Consider the following 22149-nt stretch of genomic DNA (forward strand, 5'->3'; position numbering starts at 1 on the left):
ACCCCTCCGGTCCGAGCCACTACGGCTGGACGAAGAATTCCAGGTGCGAGCAGCGGGTGCAGCGGTGGGCCGTCACGGCGAAGCGGCGTTTGCCGAAGCGTCTCGCGCCGCCGAAGATGCCCAACTGCAGCGGACCCGGAATCCAGCGCGAGTAACCGCGGGAGGATTCGCCCGCGTCTTCCAGGAATCCCGGCTCCAGCTCGCGGTGGCCGCAATAGGTGCAGTGCGGGTCGTTCTTGATGTGGTTCACAGCTTTTCGCAGTACTCCCGGATACCGGCGAGCCGGTGTGCGGCGGTGGCGCGAGCCGCGGCGAGCTGGGCCGGGGACGCGACGGGTTCGAAGGTTTCGAGGTAGCACTTGAGTTTGGGTTCGGTGCCGGACGGGCGGACCACCAGGCGAAGCGAGTCTCCCTCGAAAATCAGGGCGTCGGTGCGCATCCGGCCGCGCACCTGGAGCAGATCGATGGAAGTGACCGTCTCCCCGGCGATTTCGGTGGGCGGCTCGGCCCGCAACCGCGCCACCACGGCTGCGGCCTCGGTGGCGTCGGCCAGGCGCAGCGACACCTGCGCACCGGCGTGGACGCCGAATTCGAGCGCGTAGTCGTCGAGCACGTCGTCGACGGTGCGTCCCTCGGCCTTCAATCGCGCCACCAGCTCGGCGGCCGCGACGGCGGCGGAGATGCCGTCCTTGTCGCGCACCGCCGCCGGGTCCACGCAGTGGCCGATGGCCTCCTCGTAGGCGTACACCAGCCCGTCGCCCGCGCGGGCCAGCCACTTGAACCCGGTCAGCGTCTCCGCGTAGCGCGCACCCCGCGCCGGAGCCAGTTTGCCCAGCAGTCGCGAGGACACGATGGTCGTCGCGACCAGTGAATCCGGAGCGGCCGCCCGCAGCACGAAATCGCCGAGCAGCACCCCGGTCTCGTCACCGCGCAACATGCGCCAGCCCCCGCGTCCGGGCACCCCGACGGCGCACCGGTCGGCATCCGGATCCAGCGCGATCGCCACCTCGGCCCCGACCCGCTCGGCCAGCGCCAGCAGCATATCGGCGGCCCCGGGCTCCTCCGGATTCGGGAACGCGACGGTGGGAAAGTCCGGATCCGCCGCGAACTGCTCCGCCACCACCTCCACATCCGCGAACCCGGCCGCCCGCAACGCCCGCACCGCGAGTTCACCGCCCACCCCGTGCATGGCGGTCAACGCGATACGAATGGGACTGCGCCGCGCCGTCTCGTCCCCGTAACCGCCGATCGCGCCCCCGGCGACAACCGCGGCTTTCGCACCGCCCGTATCGGCGACGGCGCTGGCCGACGCCGTGCCCGGGGTGGCGGTGTTGCCGGTGGGTGTGGTGCCCGGGGTGGCGGTGTTGCCGGTGCCGGATGCCGCGTCCGGGGTGGTGCGGTCGCCGGAGGCGGCTGCCGGGCCCACGTCGATGGAGCCCGCTCCGGTGACCGAATTCGTGGCGGTGCGTGGCTTGCCGTCATCGGCTTCCGGTGTCCGTACCTGGTCGGGGGCGGACGGCGTTTCCGCTGCCGGAGGTCGCGAGCTGGCCCCGGCCGGGGTCATCGGTGCGGTTCGCGCTGCGGCGGAGGTAGCGCCCAGGCGACTCGGCAGCTCGGCGACGCGGGTGAGGTAGCGGCGCACGATTTCCTCGCCCATGTCCGCGACGCCGGCCTCGGCGGGCAGCGACAGTAGGCCGGGATCCGGTGCGGCGGAGGCGGGGTCGGTGCGGGGGACCGGGGTGGTGACCGCTTCGATGAGCTGTTCGATGTCGGCGTCGGCGGGCGGGACGAGCTGGGTGCCGCCGTCGAGGTAGAGCTTGTAGCCGTTATCGGTGGCGGGGTTGTGGGAGGCGGTGATCTGCACGCCCGCAACCGCTTTCAGTTCGCGCACGGCGTAGGCGACGACGGGGGTCGGCAGCGGGCGGGGCAGCGGCAGGACCGTGAAACCGGCCGCGGCGAAGACTTCCGCCGTGGCGGTGGCGAATTCCGCCGACCCGTGGCGGGCGTCGCGCCCGACGATCACCAGCCCGCCGCCGAGGCAGCGGTCGCGCAGCCAGTGCGCGATTCCGGCGCTGGCGCGCGTCACCGTCTCCACATTCATGCCGTCCGGACCGTCCCGCAGGGGTCCGCGCAGACCGGCGGTGCCGAAGCGCAGCACGGGCGTCTCCTAGAGCCGTTCCAGCACGCCGCGCAGGAGCTTCCCCAATCGTGGTGCGGCCGCGTGGCCTTCGGCGAGGACCTCCGCGTGCGACAGGTGCGCTCCGGTCACTCCGGCGGCCAGGTTGGTCACCAGCGAGATACCGAGCACCCGCGCGCCCAGTGCCCGTGCCGCGATGGCCTCCAGCACCGTGGACATGCCGACCAGGTCCGCGCCGATGGTGCGCAGCATGCGGATCTCGGCGGGGGTCTCGTACTGCGGGCCGGTCAGTCCCGCGTACACGCCCTCGGTCAGGCCCGGATCGACTTCCTTGGCCAGGGCGCGCAATTCGGGATCCCAGGCGTCGACCAGATCGACGAAGTTCGCGCCCTCCAGCGGCGTCCGACCGGTCAGATTGAGGTGGTCGCCGATCAGCACCGGCTCGCCGACCTGCAATCCCTGGCGGATGCCGCCCGCCGCATTGGTGAGCAGCACGGTCCGCGCGCCCGCCGCGATGGCGGTGCGCACCGGATGCACCACCTGTGCGGGTTCGTACCCCTCGTACAGGTGCTGACGCCCCATGAGCAGCAGGACGGGCGCATCGCTCACGGTCATCGAGTGGATCGTCCCCTGATGCCCCTGCGCCGTCGGCGACCCGAATCCGGGCACCTCGCCCATGGGGATGGAGACTGCCGGCTCCCCGATCTCGAGGGCCGCCTCCTGCCACCCCGACCCGAGCACCACCGCAACACGGTGCTCCTGCACTCCGGTTCGTTCGGCGATCGCCTCGGCGGCCTGCGCGGCTATCATGCCGCCCACCCTAGTCCCACTCGATCTTCCGCGCAGTGGCCCGATGCGCCCCCGCCCCCTTTGCCGGATTCCCACCGGCTCCCGTGGTGGACGGGTTGATCAGGGGGCCTGGTGGCGGCGAAACCCGAGAACCCTGCTCCCCCTCGCGCCGGGAACCGTGTGGCTACCCGCGAGTAGCTAGTGGGTGCGGCCCCATTACGCTGCACACATGCCGTATTTGAAGCGTGACGGGGACGTGTTCGTGCTGTACCTGGGCAATGAGGGACAGACCGACAGCGAGAACCGTTTTCACCCGGATTGGATCGACGAGGTCCACGCGAAGCTGGACGAGGTCGAGGCGTCCGAGGGGCCGGCCGCGCTGGTGACCGTGGCGACCGGCAAGTTCTACTCGAACGGGCTCGACACCGATTGGCTGTTCGGCAATTTCGACAGGAACCACTGGTACCTGGACCGGGTGCACTCGCTCTACACCCGCCTGCTGGCCTTCCCCATGCCGACCGTGGCGGCGGTGAACGGGCACGCCTTCGGAGCCGGGGCCATGCTGGCCACCTCGCACGACTTCCGGGTCATGCGCGCCGACCGCGGGTTCTGGTGCCTGCCCGAGGTGCATCTGGGCATGCCGTTCACCGTGGCGATGAACGCACTGGTCACCGGGCGGCTGACCAATCAGGTGGCGGTCGAGGCCATGACGACCGGGCGGCGGTACGCGGCCGACGACGCCATCGCGGCGGGCATCGTGGACGACAAAGCGGATGCGGACCAGTTGCTGGGCGCGGCGGTGGCGCGGGCGGCGGCACTCGCGGGCAACCGCAAACCCAACCTCGCGGTCATCAAGAAGGCCCTGCACGCGCGCACCCTCGAGGGGTTGACGACGCCGACGACGGCGGAGAACCTCGCCTTCAGCCTGAGTTGAGAGCAACGGCCGATGCCCCCCGCCGGTACGCGCGCGGGGCATCGGCGTTCCAGGTGGCGATCCGGGTCCGAACGCCCCGGGGTGGCAGGCCGGGCGGTATTGGGGGCGATTTCCGGGGGCGGCCGCTGCGACATTCGGGTGACACAGTGCGAGACTGTCTCCCATGTCAGCGCACAGCGGCGGCGATGACCCGGGCTCGAATGGTCGGCAACGTACTGCCGACCTATCGGTGCATGCTGCCGTGGCATCGGCGGATTCGACGCTGCTGACCGGCGCGGACGCGGTGATCGCGGGGGCGCGGGAGCGCCTGGTGGCCCTGTCGCATTCGATTCACGACGAGCCGGAACTGGCCTTCGAGGAGCGGCGCAGCGCCGCCAAGGTCATCGAACCGCTCGCCGAGTACGGCTTCGAGATCGAGACCGGGGTCGGCGAGCTGCCCACCGCCTTCACCGCCAGCTACGGCCACGGCGACCTGGTGGTCGGTCTGTTCGCCGAGTACGACGCGCTACCGGAGATCGGCCACGCCTGCGGGCACAACATCATCGCCGCCGCCTCGGTGGGCGCGGGACTCGGTCTCGCCGCGGTGGCCGACCGGCTCGGCATCACGGTGAAGGTCTACGGCACGCCCGCGGAGGAGAGCGGCGGCGGCAAGGTGCTCATGCTCGAGCGCGGGGTGTTCGACGACACCTCCATGGCGCTCATGGTGCATCCGGGTCCGGAGGACATCGCGGGCGCGCATTCGCTGGCCCTCGCCGATCTGCAAGTGGTCTTCCACGGGCGCGAGGCGCATGCCAGCGCGGCCCCCGAATATGGGCGCAATGCGGGGGACGCCGCCACCGTCGCTCAAGTTGCCCTCGGATTGCTGCGTCAACATCTCCTCCCCGGACAGCAACTGCACGGTATAGTCGGATCGGGCGGTGTGGCCCCCAACATCGTGCCCGGACGCGCGGAACTGCTGTATTACCTACGAGCAGAGGACTCCGCGGCCCTCGACGATCTGATGCGACGCGCATCGGCGTGCTTCGAGGCTGGTGCCCTGGCTACCGGATGCACACACGACATCCGGCAGCTCGCGCCCACATATACCGAGCTCACGCCCGATGCGGCACTACTGTTGGCGTATCGCGAACAGATCATCGGTCTGGGACGCGCTCCGATTGCCCCGGAACTCGAGGCGGCACGACCGTTGGGCAGTACCGATATGGGCAATGTCACCAATGTCATTCCCGGCATCCACCCGATTATCGGCATCGATGCCGGTGGAGCGGTCACGCACCAGCCCGCCTTCGCGGCCGCCGCCGTGAACGCCTCGGCCGATCGCGCCGTCCTCGACGGGGCAACGGCGCTGGCGAGAACGGCGATACAGGTCGCGAGCGATGTATTACACAGAGACAGGTTGTCGGAACGCGTCAAGCAACGGCAGTTTCAGCGACAGGAGGACATTCGGTGAGCACAACCGGCCGGTCCCCGGTGCGAGGGTTGGGCCCGGAGAAGGCGGCTTGCGTGACCACGGACGGGTCCGCGAGCACCGCTTCGGGCGCAGCACGAACCGCAGGCCCGGAGGCGGCAGCTTGCGTGACCAGACCGAGCAGAGCGAACGCCGCCACGGCAGCGCAGACCGGGCGTCACGCGGTCGACGCGTGGCTGGCGGAGCACATGGAAGACCTCATTTCCTGGCGACGGCACATCCACGCGAACCCCGAGCTCTCGCGCACCGAGTTCGGCACCACCGAATTCGTGGAGTCCTGGCTGGTCAAGGCGGGGCTGGAACCGCGGAAGCTGCCCAGCGGCACCGGGTTGATCTGCGATATCGGCCCCGACGACGGCCCGCGCATGGGCCTGCGCGCCGATATGGACGCACTGCCGCTGCAGGAGTACACCGGACTGCCGTTCGCCTCCACCGTGCCGGGCGTGTCGCATGCCTGCGGGCACGACGCGCACACCACGATCCTGCTCGGCACCGCGCTGGCGCTGGCCGAGGTTCCGGACCTGCCGGTCGGTGTGCGACTGGTGTTCCAGCCCGCCGAGGAGGTCATGCCCGGCGGTGCGCTGGACATGGTCGCCGCGGGCGCCATGGAGGACGTGTCGCGCATGTTCGCGCTGCACTGCGATCCGCGTTTGGAGGTCGGGCGTGTCGGCATCCGGGTGGGCGCCATCACCTCCGCCGCCGACACCGTGGAACTGGTGCTGGACTCGCCCGGCGGGCACACCTCGCGGCCGCATCTGACCAGCGATCTGGTGTACGCCATCGGCACCGTGATCACCGGCCTGCCGGGTCTGCTGAGCCGCCGCATCGATCCGCGCACCAGCACCGTCATGGTGTGGGGTGCGGTGTCGGCGGGCAAGGCGCCCAACGCCATTCCGCAGACGGGCATGCTCACCGGCACCGTGCGCACCGGCGATCACGCCACCTGGTCGCTGCTCGAGCCCATGGTCCGCGAGATCGTGGACGGGCTGCTCGCGCCGACCGGGGTGCGGTATCAGCTCAACTACAAGCGCGGCGTGCCGCCGGTGGTGAACGACGAGACGGCCGTGCGCATGTTCGAGGAGTCGATCCGGGCGCTCGGACCCGACGCGCTGGCCGACACGCCCCAGTCCGGGGGCGGCGAGGACTTCTCCTGGTACCTGGAGGAGGTGCCCGGCGCCATGGCGCGGCTGGGTGTCTGGTCCGGGCACGGCGAGCAGCTGGACCTGCACCAGCCCACCTTCGACATCGACGAGCGCGCGCTGGCGGTCGGTGTGCGGGTGATGAGCAACCTGGTGCTGAACGCGCACTGACGCACGGAGATTCGACGCGAGCGGGCCACATCCGGAAGTCGGGTGCGGCCCGCTCCGCGTAGCGGCTCGGAGTGTGTCTCGGCGGAAACGTTTCGGTGTGGCGTGCGGATCAGAGTCCGAAGGTGCCCGGGCCCACGTTCTTGCTGTTGCGGGTGCGTAGGGCGTGGACGTATTCCTCGGGCGCGCCCGCCTTCTCGGCGGCGTCCGCGATAACTCCGAGGTAGCGCGCCGACGGAAGCCCGCCCTCGTAGGCGTCCAGGACGTAGAGCCAGGCCAGCACCGGTTGGGTACCGGTCCCGGGGCTGGGGGTGACCCGGAGGCGGATCTTCTTGTGGATCCCGAAGTCCGAGCCCTCCCAGCGGTCCAGGCTCACCTCGTCGTCGTCGGGAACGTCGTAGAGCACGACGAACACACGCGAACCGGGCTCCTCGACCACCGTCGCCAGCGGTCCCTCCCAGCCGATGTCGTCTCCGGCGAAGGTGAGGCGCCACCCCTCCAGCCAGCCGGTTCCGTACACGGGGGAGTGCGGACAGCGCTTGAGCATCTGCTCCGGATCCATGTTGGATCCATAGGCGGCGTAAATCGGCACCGTAAGAGCCTATCGAATGTAGCCACCCGGTGTTCCCGCTGTGTTCGATTTGGCCTCCGCTGTGTTGATTGCCCTCCGCTGCGCTCCGGGCGGATTCGCGGCGGTTTCGGGCCGCGGGGCCTGATGTGTTCGACGGCGGGGATGGGGGTGCGGCTGTCGGGTGTTCAACGGACGGGGTGGGGTGCGGGTGTGACGCGTTCGACAGGCGGGGTGACCGGCCAGCACCCGCCGGGAGCGGAGCGGAGGGCGGAAAATACAGTTTGGTAGGCGCCGGAGATCCCGGTTGCCGAGCTGAAGCGGAGGAACAATGACCCGCATTGCGATCATCGGAGGCGGCCCCGCCGGATACGAGGCGGCGCTGGTGGCGGCCCAACACGGGGCGCCGGTCACGCTGATCGACAGTGACGGCATCGGCGGCGCGTGTGTGCTGTGGGATTGCGTGCCGTCCAAGACCTTCATCGCGTCCACCGGCGTGCGCACCGATCTGCGGCGCGCCCGCGATCTGGGCATCACCGTGCACCCGTCGCAGGCGCAGGTGCGGCTGGCCGAGGTGAACTCGCGCGTGAAGGCCCTCGCGCAGGCGCAGTCCTCGGACATCAAGACCAAATTGCAGACCGCGGGCGTGACCGTGTTGCACGGGCGCGGCGAGATCATCGACCAGACCCCGGGCCTGGCCACCCATCTGGTGAAGGCCACCACCTTCGACGGCCAGGAGCGCGTGCTGGAGGCCGAGGTGGTGTTGATCGCCACCGGTGCCAGCCCGCGGGTGCTGCCGGGTGCGGAGCCCGACGGCGAGCGCATCCTCAATTGGCGGCAGCTCTACGACCTCAAGGAACTGCCGGAGACCCTGGTGGTGGTCGGCTCCGGCGTCACGGGCGCGGAATTCGTCTCCGCCTACACCGAGATGGGCGTGAAGGTGAAGATGGTCTCCTCCCGCGACCGGGTGATGCCCGGTGAGGACGCCGACGCCGCGCTGGTGCTCGAGGACGCCCTCGCCGAGCGCGGTGTGGAACTGGTCAAGCACGCCCGCGCCGACGCGGTCGAGCGCACCGCGGACGGCATTGTGGCGAAACTCTCCGACGGCCGCACCGTCACCGGCTCGCACGCCCTGATGACCGTCGGTTCGGTGCCCAATACCCAGGGGCTGGGCCTGGAGCGGCTCGGCATCGAACTCGACAAGGGGGGTTACCTGCGCGTCGACCGCGTCTCGCGCACCACCGCGACGGGCGTCTACGCCGCGGGCGACTGCACCGGCCTGCTTCCGCTGGCCTCCGTGGCCGCCATGCAGGGCCGCATCGCCATGTACCACGCGCTGGGCGAGGGCGTGCAGCCCATCCGCCTCAAGACGGTCGCCTCGGCGGTGTTCACCCGCCCGGAGATCGCGACCGTCGGCGTCAGCCAGACCGCCATCGACAACGGTGAGGTGCCCGCCCGCACCGTCATGCTGCCGCTGAACACCAACCCGCGCGCCAAGATGTCGGGCCTGCGCCGGGGTTTCGTCAAGATCTTCTGCCGTCCGGCGACGGGTGTGGTGATCGGCGGCGTGGTCGTAGCCCCGATCGCGTCCGAGCTGATCCTGCCGATCGCGCTGGCGGTGCAGAACAACCTCACGGTGAACGATCTGGCGCAGACATTCTCGGTGTATCCCTCCCTTTCCGGCTCCGTTACCGAGGCGGCGCGCCAGCTCATGCGTCATGATGATCTCGACTGACGGGTGAACATCCGGTGTTGGGAACACCTGCCGCCTTGCCGCTGGCCGCGCAGTGTGATTCACTTCGCGGCGGGAAAGCGATCGGTCGGGCGATCGCGAGATTGTCGGGGGTGCAACCCTTTCCGGTCCCTACCGGTGCGAACTCGCGGTCACCCGCGTGACGCGCGCGGGATGAGGGATCGAAAGGGATACACGAAAAGTGAAGCACCGCAAGCCGAACCGCATGAAGGTGAGCACCTCCCTAACGGTGGCGGGTGCGGCCGTGGCGGCCACATTGATGTCCACCCCGGCCAATGCCGTTCCGAACGATCCCAATGCCTCGCCCACCGCGCCGGCGCAGCCGGGTGAGGCCGAGAACCCGGAGGTGGAGCCTCGTACGGGCGGCACCCCGGCCCCGCGGCCGGACAACACCCGCGGGCCCGAGAACCAGCCGACGCCGAGCCAGCCGGGCGTCAATCCGGAGCAGCCGACGCCGCAGGGGGAGACCCCGGGCGCGCAGCCGGGTACCACTCAGCCCGGCACCCAGAACGAGCCCGGCGCACCGGCCGAGCCCGGCGCCCGGACTCCGCAGCCGTCGCCGTCGCAGCCGGGTGTGACCACCCCGCGGGTGGCGCCGCTGCCGGTGCCGGGTCAGCAGGATCCGGCCGAGCCCGCCGTGAACACCCCGCGTCAGCCGGGCACCACCATTCCGGCGCAGCCGGAGGCCCCCGAGGCCGAGGAGGTCCAGCCGGACGAGGAGACCCCGGTCGACACCCTGACGGACCCGGAGACGGTCCAGCCGCGCTGGGAGGCCCCGGTGGTCGAGACCGCTCCCGCCGCGCCCGTGGTGGAGATGACTGGCCCGCACACCGAGGTCGGCGCGAATGTCGATGGCGGCGCGCTGCTGCCCGGTTTCGCCGCCAACACCCACCACTTCAGCAACCTGGACGGTTATGTCGGCACCGTGGGCTACAGCACCCCGGGCGGCTACGGTGAGGCCGGTGTCTCGCTGGAGTTCATCGAGGCCAACACCATCAAGGTGACCGGCTTCGTCGGCGGTGGCGGCGCCGAGGACCGCAAGGTCGAGTTCACCGTGGACACCACCCAGGCCAATGCCGCCAAGGCGGCCGCCGAGGGCTGGGTCCGCCTGCAGCCGGGCGGCTCCGCGGCACTGGCGGCGCTGGGTGAAATTGGTAAGCTCCCGCAGGGCGAATTGCCCGCCCAGACGATCGAGGTCGGCGGTGCGACCACCCAGTGGGGTGGTTCGGTCCAGTACTGACGTCGGGGTCGAATCCGGCAGCTGAGTTTGTCGCGTGGGGGCGGTCGTTCGCGACCGCCCTCAGTGCATGCGTGGGGAAAGGACACCGGTGATGGGTTCCGGCAAGGATGAGACCGCGGACGCAGCGAACGCGCAGTCCGGGCTCCCGCCGGAGTCGGACGGGTTGGAGTCGCGCCCCACGGAGCAGCTGTCGCGCGATGCGGTGACGGCGGACGCGGAGCCGGCCGTAGATCCGGATGCGCAGGAGACCGAGCAGCTGTCGCGCCGTGACCTCGCCGACAGCACGCGAAACGGTACGGAGGATGCGGGTTTCGGCCCGCCGCTGACGGAGTTCGGCCCGCCCGTCGCCGATTTCGGGCCGCCGCCGCGGAGCGATTTCGGGCCGCCGCAGAATGATTTCGGCCCGCCGCAGAGCGATTTCGGGCCGCCCCAGAATGATTTCGGCCCGCCGCTCTCCGATTTCGGCCCGCCACTGTCGGAGTTCGGCCAGGCACCCGACGCGGGAGCCCCGGCGTGGACTCCGGCCGCGCCGCCGTCGCCCAGCCCCGAGATCGGCTGGCGGCCGGTGGACGCGCCGGACTATCGCGCGCCGGAATCGGCTCCCGCGCCGCCGACCGCGCGGTTCGACTCCACGCCCGCCCCGGACGCCACCGTGCGCCTGTCCGGCGATCAGGTGCCGCCCGCGCCGAAGAAGTCGTCGGGGTGGGCCGCCGCGGGCGGGATCAACACGTCCAGCTCCGGCCGCGAGTCGTCGTGGCTGCGCGGCGGCGAGACGGGTTACCCGCCCGCCGCGCCGGAACCGGCGCGCTCGTCCACCTCGGCGGCGAAATCCACCGGGTCGGACCGGGAATCGCTGTCGTGGGCGGATGACCCCATCGGCAAGATGCTGGCGCCGAAGGCCGCGCCGCCGCCACCACCCGAGCCGGAGAGCCGCGGGCGGGGCCGCCTGCTGCTGGTGGCGGGCGCGGTCGTGGCCTTGATCGCCGTCGTGGTGACGGTCGCGCTGATCACCCGGGGCGGCCCCGAGGACGACGTGTCCGCCGATCCGGCACCAGCCACCACCGGGGCGGCGGCGACGAGCAGTGCCGCGCTGAGCTGTCCGGCCCGCAGGGACGGCAAGGTCACGGTCGGCAACGGCGCGGGGTCCACCGCCTCCGGGGCGGAGGCGATCCTGGGTTTCCAGCACGCCTTCTACGCGCTGCGCAGCGGCGCCACGGCGCGCGAGTTCGTGGCCCCGGACGCGTTGAACATCTCCCCGGCCGACACCATTCAGCAGGCCATCGACGAGGTGATTCCGGCGGGCACCACCTACTGCCTGCGCATTGTGGAGATCACCCCGGATATCTTCGACGCCGACCTCACCGAGCACCGCCCGGACGGCACCACCACCGTGTACCGGCAGCACATCACCACGGTCAACCGTGACGGCAGGCATCTGATCGTCGCCATCAACGAGCGTCCCTGAGCGGACGGTACGTCCCTGGGCGACGGTGTGTCCCTGAGTGACGGTTCGCCCGTGGGCGACGGTGCGTCCCTGAGTGGTGGTGCGTCGCTGAGTGACGGTGCGCCCTGAGTGACGGTTCGCCCGTGGGCGACGGTGCGTCCCTGAGTGGCGGTGCGCCCGTGAGCGACGGTTCGCCCGTGAGCGACGGTTCGCCCGTGAGCGACGGTGCGCCCGTGAGCGACGGTGCGCCCGTGAGCGACGGCGGCGGGTCGGACCCGCCGCCGTCGTGCGCGCGTCGTCGGGCGAACGCGCGCCGATGCCGGGGCCCGGCCACCCCATTCATCCCGGAATATGAGAATCACATTTCATATCCTGGTCGCGTTGTGAAACAGTGGGGATTCCGCGAACCCCGGCTTTCCCTCGGAGGTGTCCATGTCGCCGCTCACGCCGCCCCTGTCCCGGAATCTCGACGGCCTGCGCAGTTCGGCGATTCGCGATCTGCTCAAACTCACCGCGCGCGCCGACATCATCAGCCTTGCCGGTGGTTTGCCCGATGCCGAACTCATGCCGCGCGACCGCATCGCCCGCGCCGCCGACGCCGCCCTGTCGGACCGCTCGCGTTTGCAGTACACCGAATCGCCGGGCTGGGGTCCGCTGCGCGAGGTGCTGGCGGCGCGCGAATCCGCGCGCCTGGCCCGCCCGGTGCCGGTCGACGAGGTGTTCGTCACGCACGGTTCGCAGCAGGCGCTGTCCCTGCTCGCCGAGGTGCTGCTCGATCCGGGTGCGCTGGTGGTGGTCGAGGATCCGGCGTATGTCGGTGCGCTACAGGTCTTTCGCGCCGCCGGGGCGCGGATCGAGGCCGTCGCACTGGACGCCGACGGCATGCGCCTCGACGCCCTGCGCGAGCTACTGGCCCGCGGTGAGCGCCCCGCCGTCGTGCACACCGTGAGCAATTTCCACAATCCCGGCGGTGTCACGCTGCTGCCGCAACGTCGCCGCGAACTGGCCGAACTCGCCGAGACGTACGGCTTCTGGATCATCGAGGACGACCCGTACGGTGAGCTCTGGTTCGACCGGCCGTCCCCCGAGCCGGTGGCCACGTATTCGCCCAATGTGATTCGGCTGTCGAGTTCGTCCAAGATCCTCGCGCCAGCTCTGCGCGTGGGCTGGATGGTCGCGCCGACCCGGGTCTGCCGTGCGGTGGAACTGCTCAAACAGGGTGCGGATCTCTGCGGTTCGGCGCTCACCCAGCAGATCGTGGCCGACCTCCTCACCGACACCGAATGGCTTGCCGCGCACATCGATTCCGTGCGCACCGCCTACGGCGCGCGGGCCAAGGCGCTCGTCGACGCGGTGCGAACCCGCTTCGGCGACGCCGTGGTCAGCACCGACGCGGCGGGCGGGATGTTCGTCTGGGTGGATTTCGCCGACGGCACCGATACCGACGCCCTGCTGCCCGCCGCCCTGGACGCGGGCGTCGCCTACGTGCCCGGTTCGGCCTTCGCGGTCGCCACCGACTTCAGCCACGCCATGCGCCTGTGCTTCACCACCTCCGACGCGGACACCCTGGGCCGCGCGATCGACCGCCTGGCTACCGCGCACGCCGCCGCGCGGGCCTGACCGCACTCGGTCCCGGGGTCGGGACGTATCGTTCTCCCTGACACGGGATCACGGCTGTTCCCGTGCGGCCGACGGAAGGAATGCGGTGCGATTCGGTGCTGTCCCCGGCGTTGTCGACGACTCCACGCCCGGCTCGACCGCCGCATGAGACGTTCCCGTCTCGTCGCGACGCTGGCGGCCGGAGCACTGCTCTGCGCGGGTGCCGCACACGCCGAGGCGGCCCCGCGTCCGGTCATCGCCCTCGGCGGTGGCATGGGGGTGGCCATGCCGCACGGGGTGCCCCTGGCGGAGGCGACCTGGATGTGGTTCTGCACCCTCACCGCCGTCGGCTACGACCGGCGGGGTGGTGCCGGAGCCGGATTCCGGCTCATACCGCCGTGATTCGTGCGCTCACACCCAGTCGTAGGTGCGTTCCACGGCTTTGTTCCATTCGGCCATGAGACGGTCGCGGTCGGTGTCGGTCATGGTGGACTTCCAGCGCTTGTCCTCCGACCAATTGGCGCGGATGTCCTCCGTGCTCGCCCAGTAGCCGACCGCCAGCCCGGCCGCGTAAGCGGCTCCGAGCGCGGTGGTTTCGGTGACCACGGGGCGCACCACCGGCGCGTCCACGATATCGGCCTGGAATTGCATGAGCAGGTCGTTGACCACCATGCCGCCGTCGACCTTGAGCGTCACCAGCTCCACCTCCAGCCGCTGGGCGGCCGCGTCGGCGCGCATGGCGTCGAGGACCTCGCGGGTCTGGAAAGCCGTGGCCTCCAGGGCCGCTCGGGCGAAATGGCCCTTGTTGGCGAACCGGGTCAGCCCCACCGCCACGCCGCGGGCGTCGGGACGCCAGCGGGGTGCGAACAGGCCCGAGAAGGCGGGCACGATGTAGACGCCGCCGTTGTCGGGCACCGAGCGGGCCAGATCCTCCACGTCGTCGGCGGTCTCGATGAGGCCGAGGTTGTCGCGCAGCCACTGCACCAGGGAGCCGGTGACGGCGATGGAGCCCTCCAGCGCGTACACGGCCGGTTCCGCACCGAGCCGATAGCACACGGTGGTGAGCAGCCCGTGCTCGCTGAACACCGGGGTGGTTCCGGTGTTCATCAGCATGAAATTGCCGGTGCCGTAGGTGTTCTTGGCCTCGCCGGGCGACAGGCACGCCTGTCCGAAGGTGGCGGCCTGCTGATCGCCGAGGATGCCCGCCACCGGCACGCCGCGCAGCGCGCCGGAGCTGATGTCCGCGTACACCTCCGATGAACTGCGAATGGCGGGCAGCATGGCGACGGGCACGCCGAACTCCGCGCAGATATCCGGATCCCATTGCAGGGTGCGCAGATCCATGAGCATGGTGCGCGAGGCATTGGTGACGTCGGTGATGTGCTCGCCGGTGAGATTCCACAGCACCCAGCTGTCGACGGTGCCGAAGCACAGTTCGCCGTTCTCGCCGCGTTCTCGCGCTCCGGGCACGTGGTCGAGGATCCAGCGCAGCTTGGGACCGGCGAAGTAGGTGGACAGCGGCAGGCCGGTGCGGTCGGTGTAGCGGTTCGGGCCGTCCGCGCCGCCCAGTTCGCCGACCAGCGCGGCGGTGCGGGTGTCCTGCCAGACGATGGCATTATGTATCGGCTTGCCGGTGGCGCGTTCCCACACCACGGTGGTCTCGCGTTGGTTGGTGACCCCGGCGGCGGCGATGTCGCTCGCGCTCAGGCCGGTCTTCTCCAGGACCTCCGCGATCACGGATTCGGTATTGCGCCAGATGGTTTCGGCATCGTGCTCGACCCAACCCGGCTGCGGGAAGATCTGCTCGTGCTCCCGCTGTGCGACGCCGACGACCGCACCACGCTGGTCGAAGACGATGCACCGGCTCGAGGTCGTACCCTGATCGATGGCGGCCACATAGCGACGCATTGGAGCAGGCTACCGTGCGAACGGGCCGATACGGGCGGATGACACAGGCCCCGTCGTTCCTTCCTGTCGCGAACGACCGCGTTAGGCTGGTGGCTGGTTACCCCTGAGCAACCGCACCAGAGCCACGAGCGTCATCGATACGAATGCCGCGTCGCCGGAGTCTCCGGCGTACCGGTCGGCCGGAGGAGTCGAGCATGGCGAAGCACCCGCACTCTCAGTTCCTGGGCCCGGAGCAGCGTGCCGCTGCCTGGGAACGGCTCGGTAAGGAGCCGTTCGACGTGATCGTGATCGGCGGCGGGGTGGTGGGCGCGGGTATCGCGCTCGACGCCGCCACCCGCGGTCTGGAGGTGGCGCTGGTGGAGGCGCGCGATCTGGCCGCGGGCACCTCGAGCCGCTCCTCCAAGATGTTCCACGGCGGCCTGCGCTACCTGGAGATGTTCGAGTTCGGGCTGGTGCGGGAGGCCCTGCGGGAACGGGAGCTGGCGCTGTCCAAGCTCGCGCCACACCTGGTGAAGCCGCTGAAATTCCTCTACCCGCTGACCCATTTCGGCTGGGAGCGGCCCTACGTGTCGGCGGGCCTGCTGCTGTACGACACCATGGGTGGCGCGAAATCCGTGCCGGGACAGCATCATCTGACCCGCCACGGCGCGCTGCGGCTGGCTCCCGGGCTCAAGCGCAGCGCGCTGACCGGCGGCGTCACCTACTACGACACGCTGGTCGACGACGCCCGGCACACCATGACGGTGGCCCGCACCGCAGCGCACTACGGGGCAACCATCCGCACCTCCACCCAGGTGGTCGGCTTCCTGCGCGAGGCCGACCGGGTGGTCGGGGTGAAGGTGCGCGACAGCGAGGACGGCCGCACCACCGAGGCCCGCGCCAGTGTGGTCATCAATGCAACGGGGGTGTGGACCGACGAGATCCAGGCACTGTCGCATGTGCGCGGGCGATTCCATGTGCGAGCCTCCAAGGGCGTGCACATCGTGGTGCCTCGCGACCGCATTGCCAGCGACGCCGCCCTGATCCTGCGCACCCCCACCTCGGTGCTGTTCGTGATTCCGTGGGGCAGCAACCACTGGGTCGTCGGCACCACCGACACGGACTGGAATCTCGATCTCGCGCATCCGGCCGCCACCAAGGCCGATATCGACTACCTGCTCGACCGCATCAACGAGGTGCTGGTCACGCCGCTCACCCACGCCGACATCACCGGCGTGTACGCGGGCCTGCGCCCGCTGCTGGCGGGGGAGAGCGACGAGACCTCGAAGCTCTCGCGCGAACACGCCGTGGCCCGGATCGCACCCGGCCTGGTGGCCATCGCGGGCGGCAAGTACACCACCTACCGGGTGATGGCCTACGACGCCGTGGACGCCGCGCTGGTGGACATTCCGCGCCGGGTGTCGCCGTCGGTGACCGAGAAGGTGCCGCTGCTCGGCGCGGACGGCTACCACGCCCTGCTCAACCAGGTCCCGCACCTCGCGGAGAAGTACGGCGTGCACCCCTACCGCATCGAGCACCTGCTCAACCGCTACGGCTCCCTCATCGACGAAGTGCTGGGCCTGGCGGACGGCAAACCCGATCTGCTGCAACCGATCACCGCCGCCCCCGCTTACCTCCAGGTGGAGGCCGTGTACGCGGCGGCAGCCGAGGGCGCGCTGCACCTGGACGACATCCTGGCCCGCCGCACCCGCATCTCCATCGAATACGCCGACCGCGGCGTCGACTGCGCCGATCAAGTGGCGCGCCTGGTCGCCCCCGTCCTCGGCTGGGAAGAGGCCGATATCGCCCGCGAGGTGAGCACCTACCAGGCCCGCGTGCGCGCGGAGATCGAATCCCAGACTCAGCCCGACGACACGTCAGCCGACGCGCTGCGCCTGGAAGCGCCGGAGGCGCGCCGGGAGGTGCTGGATCCGGTCCCGCTCAGCGCCGACTGATCGGCGGCGCGAATACGCGGCGAGCACCCTACCTGCGGTGGGGCGCTCGTTCGGTTCAGTCGGGTGAGATCAGCCGGGGCGGTGGAATTCTCCATTGCCAACACCGGCGGTGAAGGCGGTCCACTCGCTCGAAGTGAATACCAGCGTCGGTCCGTTCGGATTCTTCGAATCACGGACGCCGACCATGCCACCGTCGAGGTGTGCGACTTCTACGCATTCGCCACCGTGCTGGCTGTGGCTGCTCTTGAACCAGTGCACATCGGAGAGGTCATGGCGCACTTCCGTACTCCCTTGCTAACTGCCTGAGCAACTGTCGGCTGCCCGAAGTGTCGAGCGCCGCGTCCCTGATTCCATCGTATGACCGCAAGAAGCTCGCCACGTCGTCGGAATCCTCAATGTACAAGTTGCCCACGATCCCTTCCAGGAACACGACAGATGGCTCGACAGGCTCACCGGGCGCGGCCTGCCCGTAGTGCAGCACGACGAACGGCGGCATAGAAACACCGTTCGGAAAGCCAGCGGCGAACGGGAGTATCCGAACCTCGACGTTGTCCTCGGTGGACTGATCGGCCAAGTGCCGCAACTGCGCGGCCATGATTCGTCGACTGCCCGCGATCCGGCGCAACGCGGCCTCACCGACCACGACGTCCAATGTCACGGGCCGAGTCTTGCGAGTGACGATTCTCTGGCGCTGCATCTTCAACTGCACCCGCCGCTCCCGCTCATCCTCGGTGTCGTGCGAGCGGCTCGCTGCCAGCGCCCGGTCGTAGTCGGCGATCTGAAGCAGCCCCGGCACCAGCTCCGGCTGGTACGTAACGATTTTCGCCGCTGCGGCTTCGAGCCCCACATACACGTCGAAGTCCTTGGGAATCAGATCCCCGTACTGATGCCACCAGTTCTTGACATTCGCCTGCCTCGCCAGCCCCACCAGCGCCGCGGTCAAATCCTCCGGCACCCCGTACAAATCGCACGCGGCCTGGATATCCCGCGACTTGATCCGCGAATTCTCCCCCTTCTCCAACCTTCCGAGACTGGTCGCCCCGATCTCCAGCAGTTGCGCCGCCTTCGCCTGCGTGTATCCGGCCCGACTGCGCCATTCCAGCAGATACCGGCCGAGTTGCCGCCGCGGCAGCGTCGACCCCGCCTCACCGTTCACCTGGGTCATCGCATCCTCCGATTCGGGGAGGTCGAGTTCACCGTTCCGAAGAAATGCTCCCACCTGCACCGGTGCCCGTTCAGGGCTTTCGGGCCGGTTCTCGCGGTGCCCCCGATTCGCACCGCGTGTCGCCGCCGCGAGGTGTGTCATCGAACCACTCCCAGCCCCCCTCACCCCAACAGAACGGACCCTCACCATGCGCTTCCGCCCCACCGCGATCGGCTACCTCCGCTCCGACATCAGCGGCTCCCGCCAAGCCTGGGACGAATCCCGGATCCGCACCACCGCCGCCCTCCACGGCTTCGACTTCGCCAAACTGATCGTCATAGACGGCCGCACCCCCAAACCCCTGCTCGCGGGCCTGAAATCCACCATCACCCGCCTCGCCGCCGAGGCTGTATTCGTCCCGAACACACAACATTTCGACACCGGCACCGTCCCCACCGACCTCCTGGCCGTCGCAGCAGTGATCACCATCGACCCGCCCACCACCTACCCACGGACCGCCACCGATGCACAGCGATAAGGCCCCCACGTCGACCCGAACTGAGCCGCCGATCGGTTGGATCCAACTCCATGACGGCACATGGGCTCTCCTATGGCCCGACGGCCACATCACGCCTGCGGCCCCCGAGTTGATCCAGTCGCCCCGCACCCTGACGGCGGACGACTCGGAATGCCGACTATGTAGCCGAGAGAGGAAGATCAGGATCCCGACTATGGTCAGTCCTATGCTCAGGAGGGCACGCGATCAACACTGATGAATGTCGAGCACCAGAGGAGTCCCAGGACGGCCCGATGCGCTGATGGTCGAACCACCTCCGTTCTCCCGGCTGCGACCTCCACCCCGACGACATCCCCGTTGGCGATCCTCGAACCGGTGACAGACGTCAGCACAACTGTTCGCGTTCTTCCTTGATGGCTCTAATGACCGCCGCGACTCGCGCGTTCAGCAGCGACACGAATCGATTCGTATCCGCACCGACAGCGATTGCGGGACGATCGGCAATGACGTACCGGCCGTCGTCCTCGAGATCCCGCCAGCCGACCGTATACCGTGCGATGCCGCGCGGACCGAACACGGAACTACCCTGCGTGATCTGAATCTCGCCGGAGATGGACGCCGGAGCGCGTAGGAACCGCGCCGACACTGCGGACACTCGGTCATCGTTCACCGCCACCACCGACTGGGTGTCTGTGTACTCCACGCGGTCGGCATAGGAGGCGTCCCGATGCAGGATTGTGTGGGCATCGCTGGAGGTGAGTTCAACCTCACCTCTGCCACCTGCGGCAGCGGGCGGGATCGCCGCGACTATCGCATCGGGCAACCGGATCGGATCACACTCGGTGACGAGGTAGCCGCCCCGGTGAAAGTACGAGTCGCCCGGAAGCTGACTGATGAGGTAGCCGCGCTCACCCTTCCTGGCGGCGAGCACGCGAATCAGCGACTCGGCGCGCATCGGATTGCTCTCGTTGCCTCCGTAAACCGACAGCGTGAGGTCCGGGTGGGCGATCGTTTCGATAATGCCATCGACCTCGCGGGTCATCTTCTCTCGCAGGCTCTTCGTGGTCGCTTGTGTGAGCGCACGCTGTTCCTCCGGGGACGTGGCAGGGGAGACGTACAAGAACGGTGCGGGCAACCGGTCGCCGGTCGCGTCCTGCCACAACATGGCGAACTCGGCCTCGGTGAAAGACCAGGTGCGTGTCACGAACGGGTGCCTTGGTGGCGACTGTCGGAATCGACTACGTCACCGCGTCGTACGCGATTGATCGCAGCCCTGGAGCCGAGTTCCTCCCGGAGTTCTGGATGCTTCCAGTAGTAATGGATCGTGTGGTAGAGAAGTGCGGAATCCATGTCGAACTCGAGAGAAAATATTTCAATGAGCCAGGTACGGTTCTTTTTCCGTGCCCACACGGAGTTCCTGGCTACCTCAACGGCTCCGATCCGTGAAGCTAGCTTTATTGTCGCAAAGCGAGGCTTTGCTGCTGCTTGCACGTCCACGATGTCTTCCCAGGCGACGGATTGGTGTATGAGTCCGTCGCTGAGATGCACCCGGCTAGGTGTCAGCCATAGGCCTTTCTCTCTTTGCGCCGCAGACAGAAGCCGTGCTAGTAGCCACACTCCTATGGCAATAGCCACGATTAAGAGTGGAGCGACAATGGGGCTGCGCAACCGATAATTTACCTCTGCGGAGTCGGGAAAAGTCAGCGCATACAGCATGAGTACGCCAGCAAAGGTTACTGCGATAATGAACAGGCCCGCGAAAACGGAGAACCACTTCCACCTCGGAATGGACAGTGCGCCTTCGTTATCAATGCAATGTCCAGGGGATAGTGTGGGCGGTGTGCTCCGCCTGGTTCGGTAGACTCGTATTGCGATCGGCGTGGCAAATGGAAAGAAGAGGATGGCTCCTGCCCCGATCAGTGCATGTCCTGGCTGGTCCTGGCTCGCGCCGGAAATTATCATCCAGACTCCAACGGGCACCCCCAGGAATAGAAAGGGAAGCGCGCCGAACAGTAACACTCTCCTGCGATTGTCAGGTCCGAAACCTTCTGGCCATGGTGCAACAACAGTTCGAGCAATCGACTTACTGTTGGGTACGCTGTTCATTCAGTCACCGCTTTCGCTGCGTTCTCGCCCAATGTGCCTCCGAGGGCCCCGAATGCTACGCCGCCGAGCACAGCGCCGACGATCATACCTGGTGGTCCCGCTATACTTCCTAGAAATGCACCGGTAGCCATTCCTCCGCCAATGCCTCCAATCGAAGTTCCCACGCCGTTACCGATTGCCTCCCAGCCGGTCTTACGTCCTTCGTTGTAGTCATCCCAGGAGTTGTAGGTGGCGAATCCGACTGTCGCCAGCGGTCCGCCGACCTTGCCGACCGCCCCGAGCCATTTGCCTTGGCTCGCAAGCTTGGTGGCGTCGTCGCCGATTTGCAAGGCGACCGATGCTTGTTTGCCTGGCATCCCCGTGCCGTTGGCGAGGTCTTGGAGGGCTCCCTGCCCGAGAAGCTGAGAGGTTCGCGCCATCGTCGCGGCCTGTTCGGCCATGGTCTTTCCGCCCACTTCCATTCCCGCCGCGATACCGCTGGCCGCCATGCCGCCGACCGTGGTGTTCGGGTGGCTTTCGAAGCCGAGGAAGGCCATCGTCGCGTCCAACGCGCTGACCTGTGGCTGATCGGGCTGAGGAGCGTTGGTTGTCCAGATGGTTCCATCGCTGAACTGGGTGAACGTGCTCCCGTCGGGCAGGCGTGTGGTGGTGCCAGAGGAACCGTCTCCGAACTGGGTGAAGACGGCACCGTCGGATTGGACGGTGGCTTGCCTGCCGCTGCTGTCGATGGTGGACAGCAGCCGAGGTTCGCCGTTCTCGTCGATCCGGAAGGTATCGGTGGCGGAGAAGCCATTGGGGTGGGTGACCGTTGCGATCGCGCTTTGCGTACTGGGATCGATGGTTTCGGTGAGTATCCCGCCGCCGGGTCGCGGGCTGATGACGGATTCCGTTCCAGGTGAGCCGTCGGGTTTGGTGGTGGTGGTCTTGTAGCGACCATCACCGATAGGTGTGGTGACGGTGGTCGTGACAGTACCGTCGGCATTGGTGGTGACGGTGTCGATGATTCCGCTGCCGTCATTGCGCGGTGTGGATACTGAGGTGACGGCCGGCCCGCCATCGGTCTGGGAGACGGCGGTGACGCTGCCATCCGGAGCTTTGGTCGACGTCGTCGTGGTCGTCGTACCGTCCGGATTGGGTGTGTATATGGTATGGCTGCCATCGGGATTGACGACTTCCACCGGAATGCCCCTGCGGAGCTGATTGGCCATGGCAATGGGATCGACGGTGGTCTGCCCGGGGCTCTGATCGCCAATCAGCAGTTCGGTCAGCGACGTGGGCAAACCTCCACCAACTGGCACGGTG

Annotated in this window: 20 protein-coding genes; 10 read left to right on the forward strand and 10 right to left on the reverse strand. The window is 68.6% G+C overall.

Features of this window, described 5'->3' with window-relative positions; genetic code table 11:
- Positions 1–19: 19 nt before the first annotated feature.
- From QMO76_RS07845 to QMO76_RS07855, 3 genes are read right to left on the reverse strand one after another with little or no spacing between them, the layout of a single operon-like run.
- Positions 20–250, reverse strand: coding sequence for a hypothetical protein (locus QMO76_RS07845; protein ID WP_306360511.1), 231 nt, complete (start codon positions 248–250; stop codon positions 20–22).
- Complete coding sequence (locus tag QMO76_RS07850) at positions 247–2157, reverse strand: phospho-sugar mutase (RefSeq protein ID WP_306360512.1); 1911 nt, start codon at positions 2155–2157, stop codon at positions 247–249. Before QMO76_RS07850 ends, QMO76_RS07845 begins: the two co-directional genes overlap by 4 nt.
- A gap of 9 nt (positions 2158–2166) precedes the next feature.
- Positions 2167–2946: a purine-nucleoside phosphorylase gene (locus QMO76_RS07855; RefSeq protein ID WP_306360513.1), complete on the reverse strand. Its 780-nt coding sequence runs from the start codon at positions 2944–2946 to the stop codon at positions 2167–2169.
- A 208-nt stretch (positions 2947–3154) separates the two neighbouring features.
- Here QMO76_RS07855 and QMO76_RS07860 point away from each other — a divergent pair, with 208 nt between their 5' ends.
- The 3 genes from QMO76_RS07860 (at position 3155) to QMO76_RS07870 (ending at position 6637) form a co-directional block, all read left to right on the forward strand.
- The gene (locus QMO76_RS07860; protein ID WP_306360514.1) at positions 3155–3859 is read left to right on the forward strand and encodes an enoyl-CoA hydratase-related protein; all 705 of its coding nucleotides are present in this window, start codon (positions 3155–3157) and stop codon (positions 3857–3859) included.
- 262 nt (positions 3860–4121) lie between these two features.
- Complete coding sequence (locus QMO76_RS07865) at positions 4122–5309, forward strand: M20 family metallopeptidase (protein WP_306360645.1); 1188 nt, start codon at positions 4122–4124, stop codon at positions 5307–5309.
- Positions 5310–5515: 206 nt separating this feature from the next.
- Entirely contained in the window at positions 5516–6637 is a 1122-nt protein-coding gene (locus QMO76_RS07870) for a M20 family metallopeptidase (protein WP_306360646.1), read from the forward strand.
- 109 nt (positions 6638–6746) lie between these two features.
- Here the strand turns inward: QMO76_RS07870 and QMO76_RS07875 are convergent, their stop codons facing one another.
- A complete protein-coding gene (locus QMO76_RS07875; protein ID WP_282786317.1) occupies positions 6747–7226 on the reverse strand; it encodes a gamma-glutamylcyclotransferase in 480 nt (159 codons plus the stop codon).
- A gap of 307 nt (positions 7227–7533) precedes the next feature.
- On the opposite strand from QMO76_RS07875, the gene QMO76_RS07880 reads away from it, so the two are divergent.
- From QMO76_RS07880 to QMO76_RS07900, 5 genes are all read left to right on the forward strand, one after another.
- Positions 7534–8937, forward strand: a complete 1404-nt coding sequence (locus QMO76_RS07880; RefSeq protein ID WP_306360515.1) for an NAD(P)H-quinone dehydrogenase — start codon at positions 7534–7536, stop codon at positions 8935–8937.
- 199 nt (positions 8938–9136) lie between these two features.
- Positions 9137–10195, forward strand: coding sequence for a hypothetical protein (locus QMO76_RS07885; RefSeq protein WP_306360516.1), 1059 nt, complete (start codon positions 9137–9139; stop codon positions 10193–10195).
- Between the two features lie 91 nt (positions 10196–10286).
- Entirely contained in the window at positions 10287–11660 is a 1374-nt protein-coding gene (locus QMO76_RS07890; RefSeq protein WP_306360517.1) for a hypothetical protein, read from the forward strand.
- 411 nt (positions 11661–12071) lie between these two features.
- Complete coding sequence (locus tag QMO76_RS07895) at positions 12072–13259, forward strand: PLP-dependent aminotransferase family protein (RefSeq protein ID WP_306360518.1); 1188 nt, start codon at positions 12072–12074, stop codon at positions 13257–13259.
- 144 nt (positions 13260–13403) lie between these two features.
- Positions 13404–13640, forward strand: a complete 237-nt coding sequence (locus tag QMO76_RS07900; RefSeq protein ID WP_306360519.1) for a hypothetical protein — start codon at positions 13404–13406, stop codon at positions 13638–13640.
- Positions 13641–13649: 9 nt separating this feature from the next.
- On the opposite strand, the gene glpK is transcribed toward QMO76_RS07900, so the two are convergent.
- Positions 13650–15146 (reverse strand): glycerol kinase GlpK, encoded by a 1497-nt coding sequence (glpK, locus tag QMO76_RS07905; RefSeq protein WP_306360520.1) that lies wholly within the window; start codon positions 15144–15146, stop codon positions 13650–13652.
- A 194-nt stretch (positions 15147–15340) separates the two neighbouring features.
- Between glpK and glpD the strand changes: the two genes are divergently transcribed.
- Entirely contained in the window at positions 15341–17080 is a 1740-nt protein-coding gene (glpD, locus tag QMO76_RS07910; protein WP_306360521.1) for a glycerol-3-phosphate dehydrogenase, read from the forward strand.
- 69 nt (positions 17081–17149) lie between these two features.
- Here the strand turns inward: glpD and QMO76_RS07915 are convergent, their stop codons facing one another.
- Both QMO76_RS07915 and QMO76_RS07920 read right to left on the reverse strand, forming a co-directional pair.
- Complete coding sequence (locus QMO76_RS07915; protein ID WP_306360522.1) at positions 17150–17359, reverse strand: DUF397 domain-containing protein; 210 nt, start codon at positions 17357–17359, stop codon at positions 17150–17152.
- Positions 17349–18386 (reverse strand): helix-turn-helix transcriptional regulator, encoded by a 1038-nt coding sequence (locus QMO76_RS07920; RefSeq protein WP_306360524.1) that lies wholly within the window; start codon positions 18384–18386, stop codon positions 17349–17351. The genes QMO76_RS07915 and QMO76_RS07920 overlap by 11 nt, the downstream gene beginning before the upstream one ends.
- A 46-nt stretch (positions 18387–18432) precedes the next feature.
- On the opposite strand from QMO76_RS07920, the gene QMO76_RS07925 reads away from it, so the two are divergent.
- Positions 18433–18762: a hypothetical protein gene (locus tag QMO76_RS07925; RefSeq protein WP_306360525.1), complete on the forward strand. Its 330-nt coding sequence runs from the start codon at positions 18433–18435 to the stop codon at positions 18760–18762.
- 364 nt (positions 18763–19126) lie between these two features.
- Here the strand turns inward: QMO76_RS07925 and QMO76_RS07930 are convergent, their stop codons facing one another.
- From QMO76_RS07930 to QMO76_RS07940, 3 genes are read right to left on the reverse strand one after another with little or no spacing between them, the layout of a single operon-like run.
- On the reverse strand, positions 19127–19945 hold the full coding sequence (locus tag QMO76_RS07930; protein ID WP_306360526.1) for an ESX secretion-associated protein EspG: 819 nt from the start codon (positions 19943–19945) through the stop codon (positions 19127–19129).
- Entirely contained in the window at positions 19942–20847 is a 906-nt protein-coding gene (locus QMO76_RS07935) for a hypothetical protein (protein WP_306360527.1), read from the reverse strand. Before QMO76_RS07935 ends, QMO76_RS07930 begins: the two co-directional genes overlap by 4 nt.
- Positions 20844–22127, reverse strand: coding sequence for a hypothetical protein (locus tag QMO76_RS07940; RefSeq protein WP_306360528.1), 1284 nt, complete (start codon positions 22125–22127; stop codon positions 20844–20846). The genes QMO76_RS07935 and QMO76_RS07940 overlap by 4 nt, the downstream gene beginning before the upstream one ends.
- Positions 22128–22149: the final 22 nt, after the last annotated feature.

This window comes from Nocardia sp. CC227C (assembly GCF_030767025.1).
Lineage (GTDB): Bacteria > Actinomycetota > Actinomycetes > Mycobacteriales > Mycobacteriaceae > Nocardia.

Excerpts from the sequence above, each read along its gene's own strand:
- QMO76_RS07855 (WP_306360513.1), bottom strand. The coding sequence starts at position 2,946 with ATGATAGCCGCGCAGGCCGCCGAGGCGATCGCCGAACGAACCGGAGTG.
- QMO76_RS07860 (WP_306360514.1), top strand. The coding sequence starts at position 3,155 with ATGCCGTATTTGAAGCGTGACGGGGACGTGTTCGTGCTGTACCTGGGC.
- QMO76_RS07870 (WP_306360646.1), top strand. The coding sequence starts at position 5,516 with ATGGAAGACCTCATTTCCTGGCGACGGCACATCCACGCGAACCCCGAG.
- QMO76_RS07880 (WP_306360515.1), top strand. The coding sequence starts at position 7,534 with ATGACCCGCATTGCGATCATCGGAGGCGGCCCCGCCGGATACGAGGCG.
- QMO76_RS07890 (WP_306360517.1), top strand. The coding sequence starts at position 10,287 with ATGGGTTCCGGCAAGGATGAGACCGCGGACGCAGCGAACGCGCAGTCC.
- QMO76_RS07895 (WP_306360518.1), top strand. The coding sequence starts at position 12,072 with ATGTCGCCGCTCACGCCGCCCCTGTCCCGGAATCTCGACGGCCTGCGC.
- QMO76_RS07900 (WP_306360519.1), top strand. The coding sequence starts at position 13,404 with ATGAGACGTTCCCGTCTCGTCGCGACGCTGGCGGCCGGAGCACTGCTC.
- glpK (WP_306360520.1), bottom strand. The coding sequence starts at position 15,146 with ATGCGTCGCTATGTGGCCGCCATCGATCAGGGTACGACCTCGAGCCGG.
- glpD (WP_306360521.1), top strand. The coding sequence starts at position 15,341 with ATGGCGAAGCACCCGCACTCTCAGTTCCTGGGCCCGGAGCAGCGTGCC.
- QMO76_RS07920 (WP_306360524.1), bottom strand. The coding sequence starts at position 18,386 with ATGACACACCTCGCGGCGGCGACACGCGGTGCGAATCGGGGGCACCGC.
- QMO76_RS07925 (WP_306360525.1), top strand. The coding sequence starts at position 18,433 with ATGCGCTTCCGCCCCACCGCGATCGGCTACCTCCGCTCCGACATCAGC.
- QMO76_RS07935 (WP_306360527.1), bottom strand. The coding sequence starts at position 20,847 with ATGAACAGCGTACCCAACAGTAAGTCGATTGCTCGAACTGTTGTTGCA.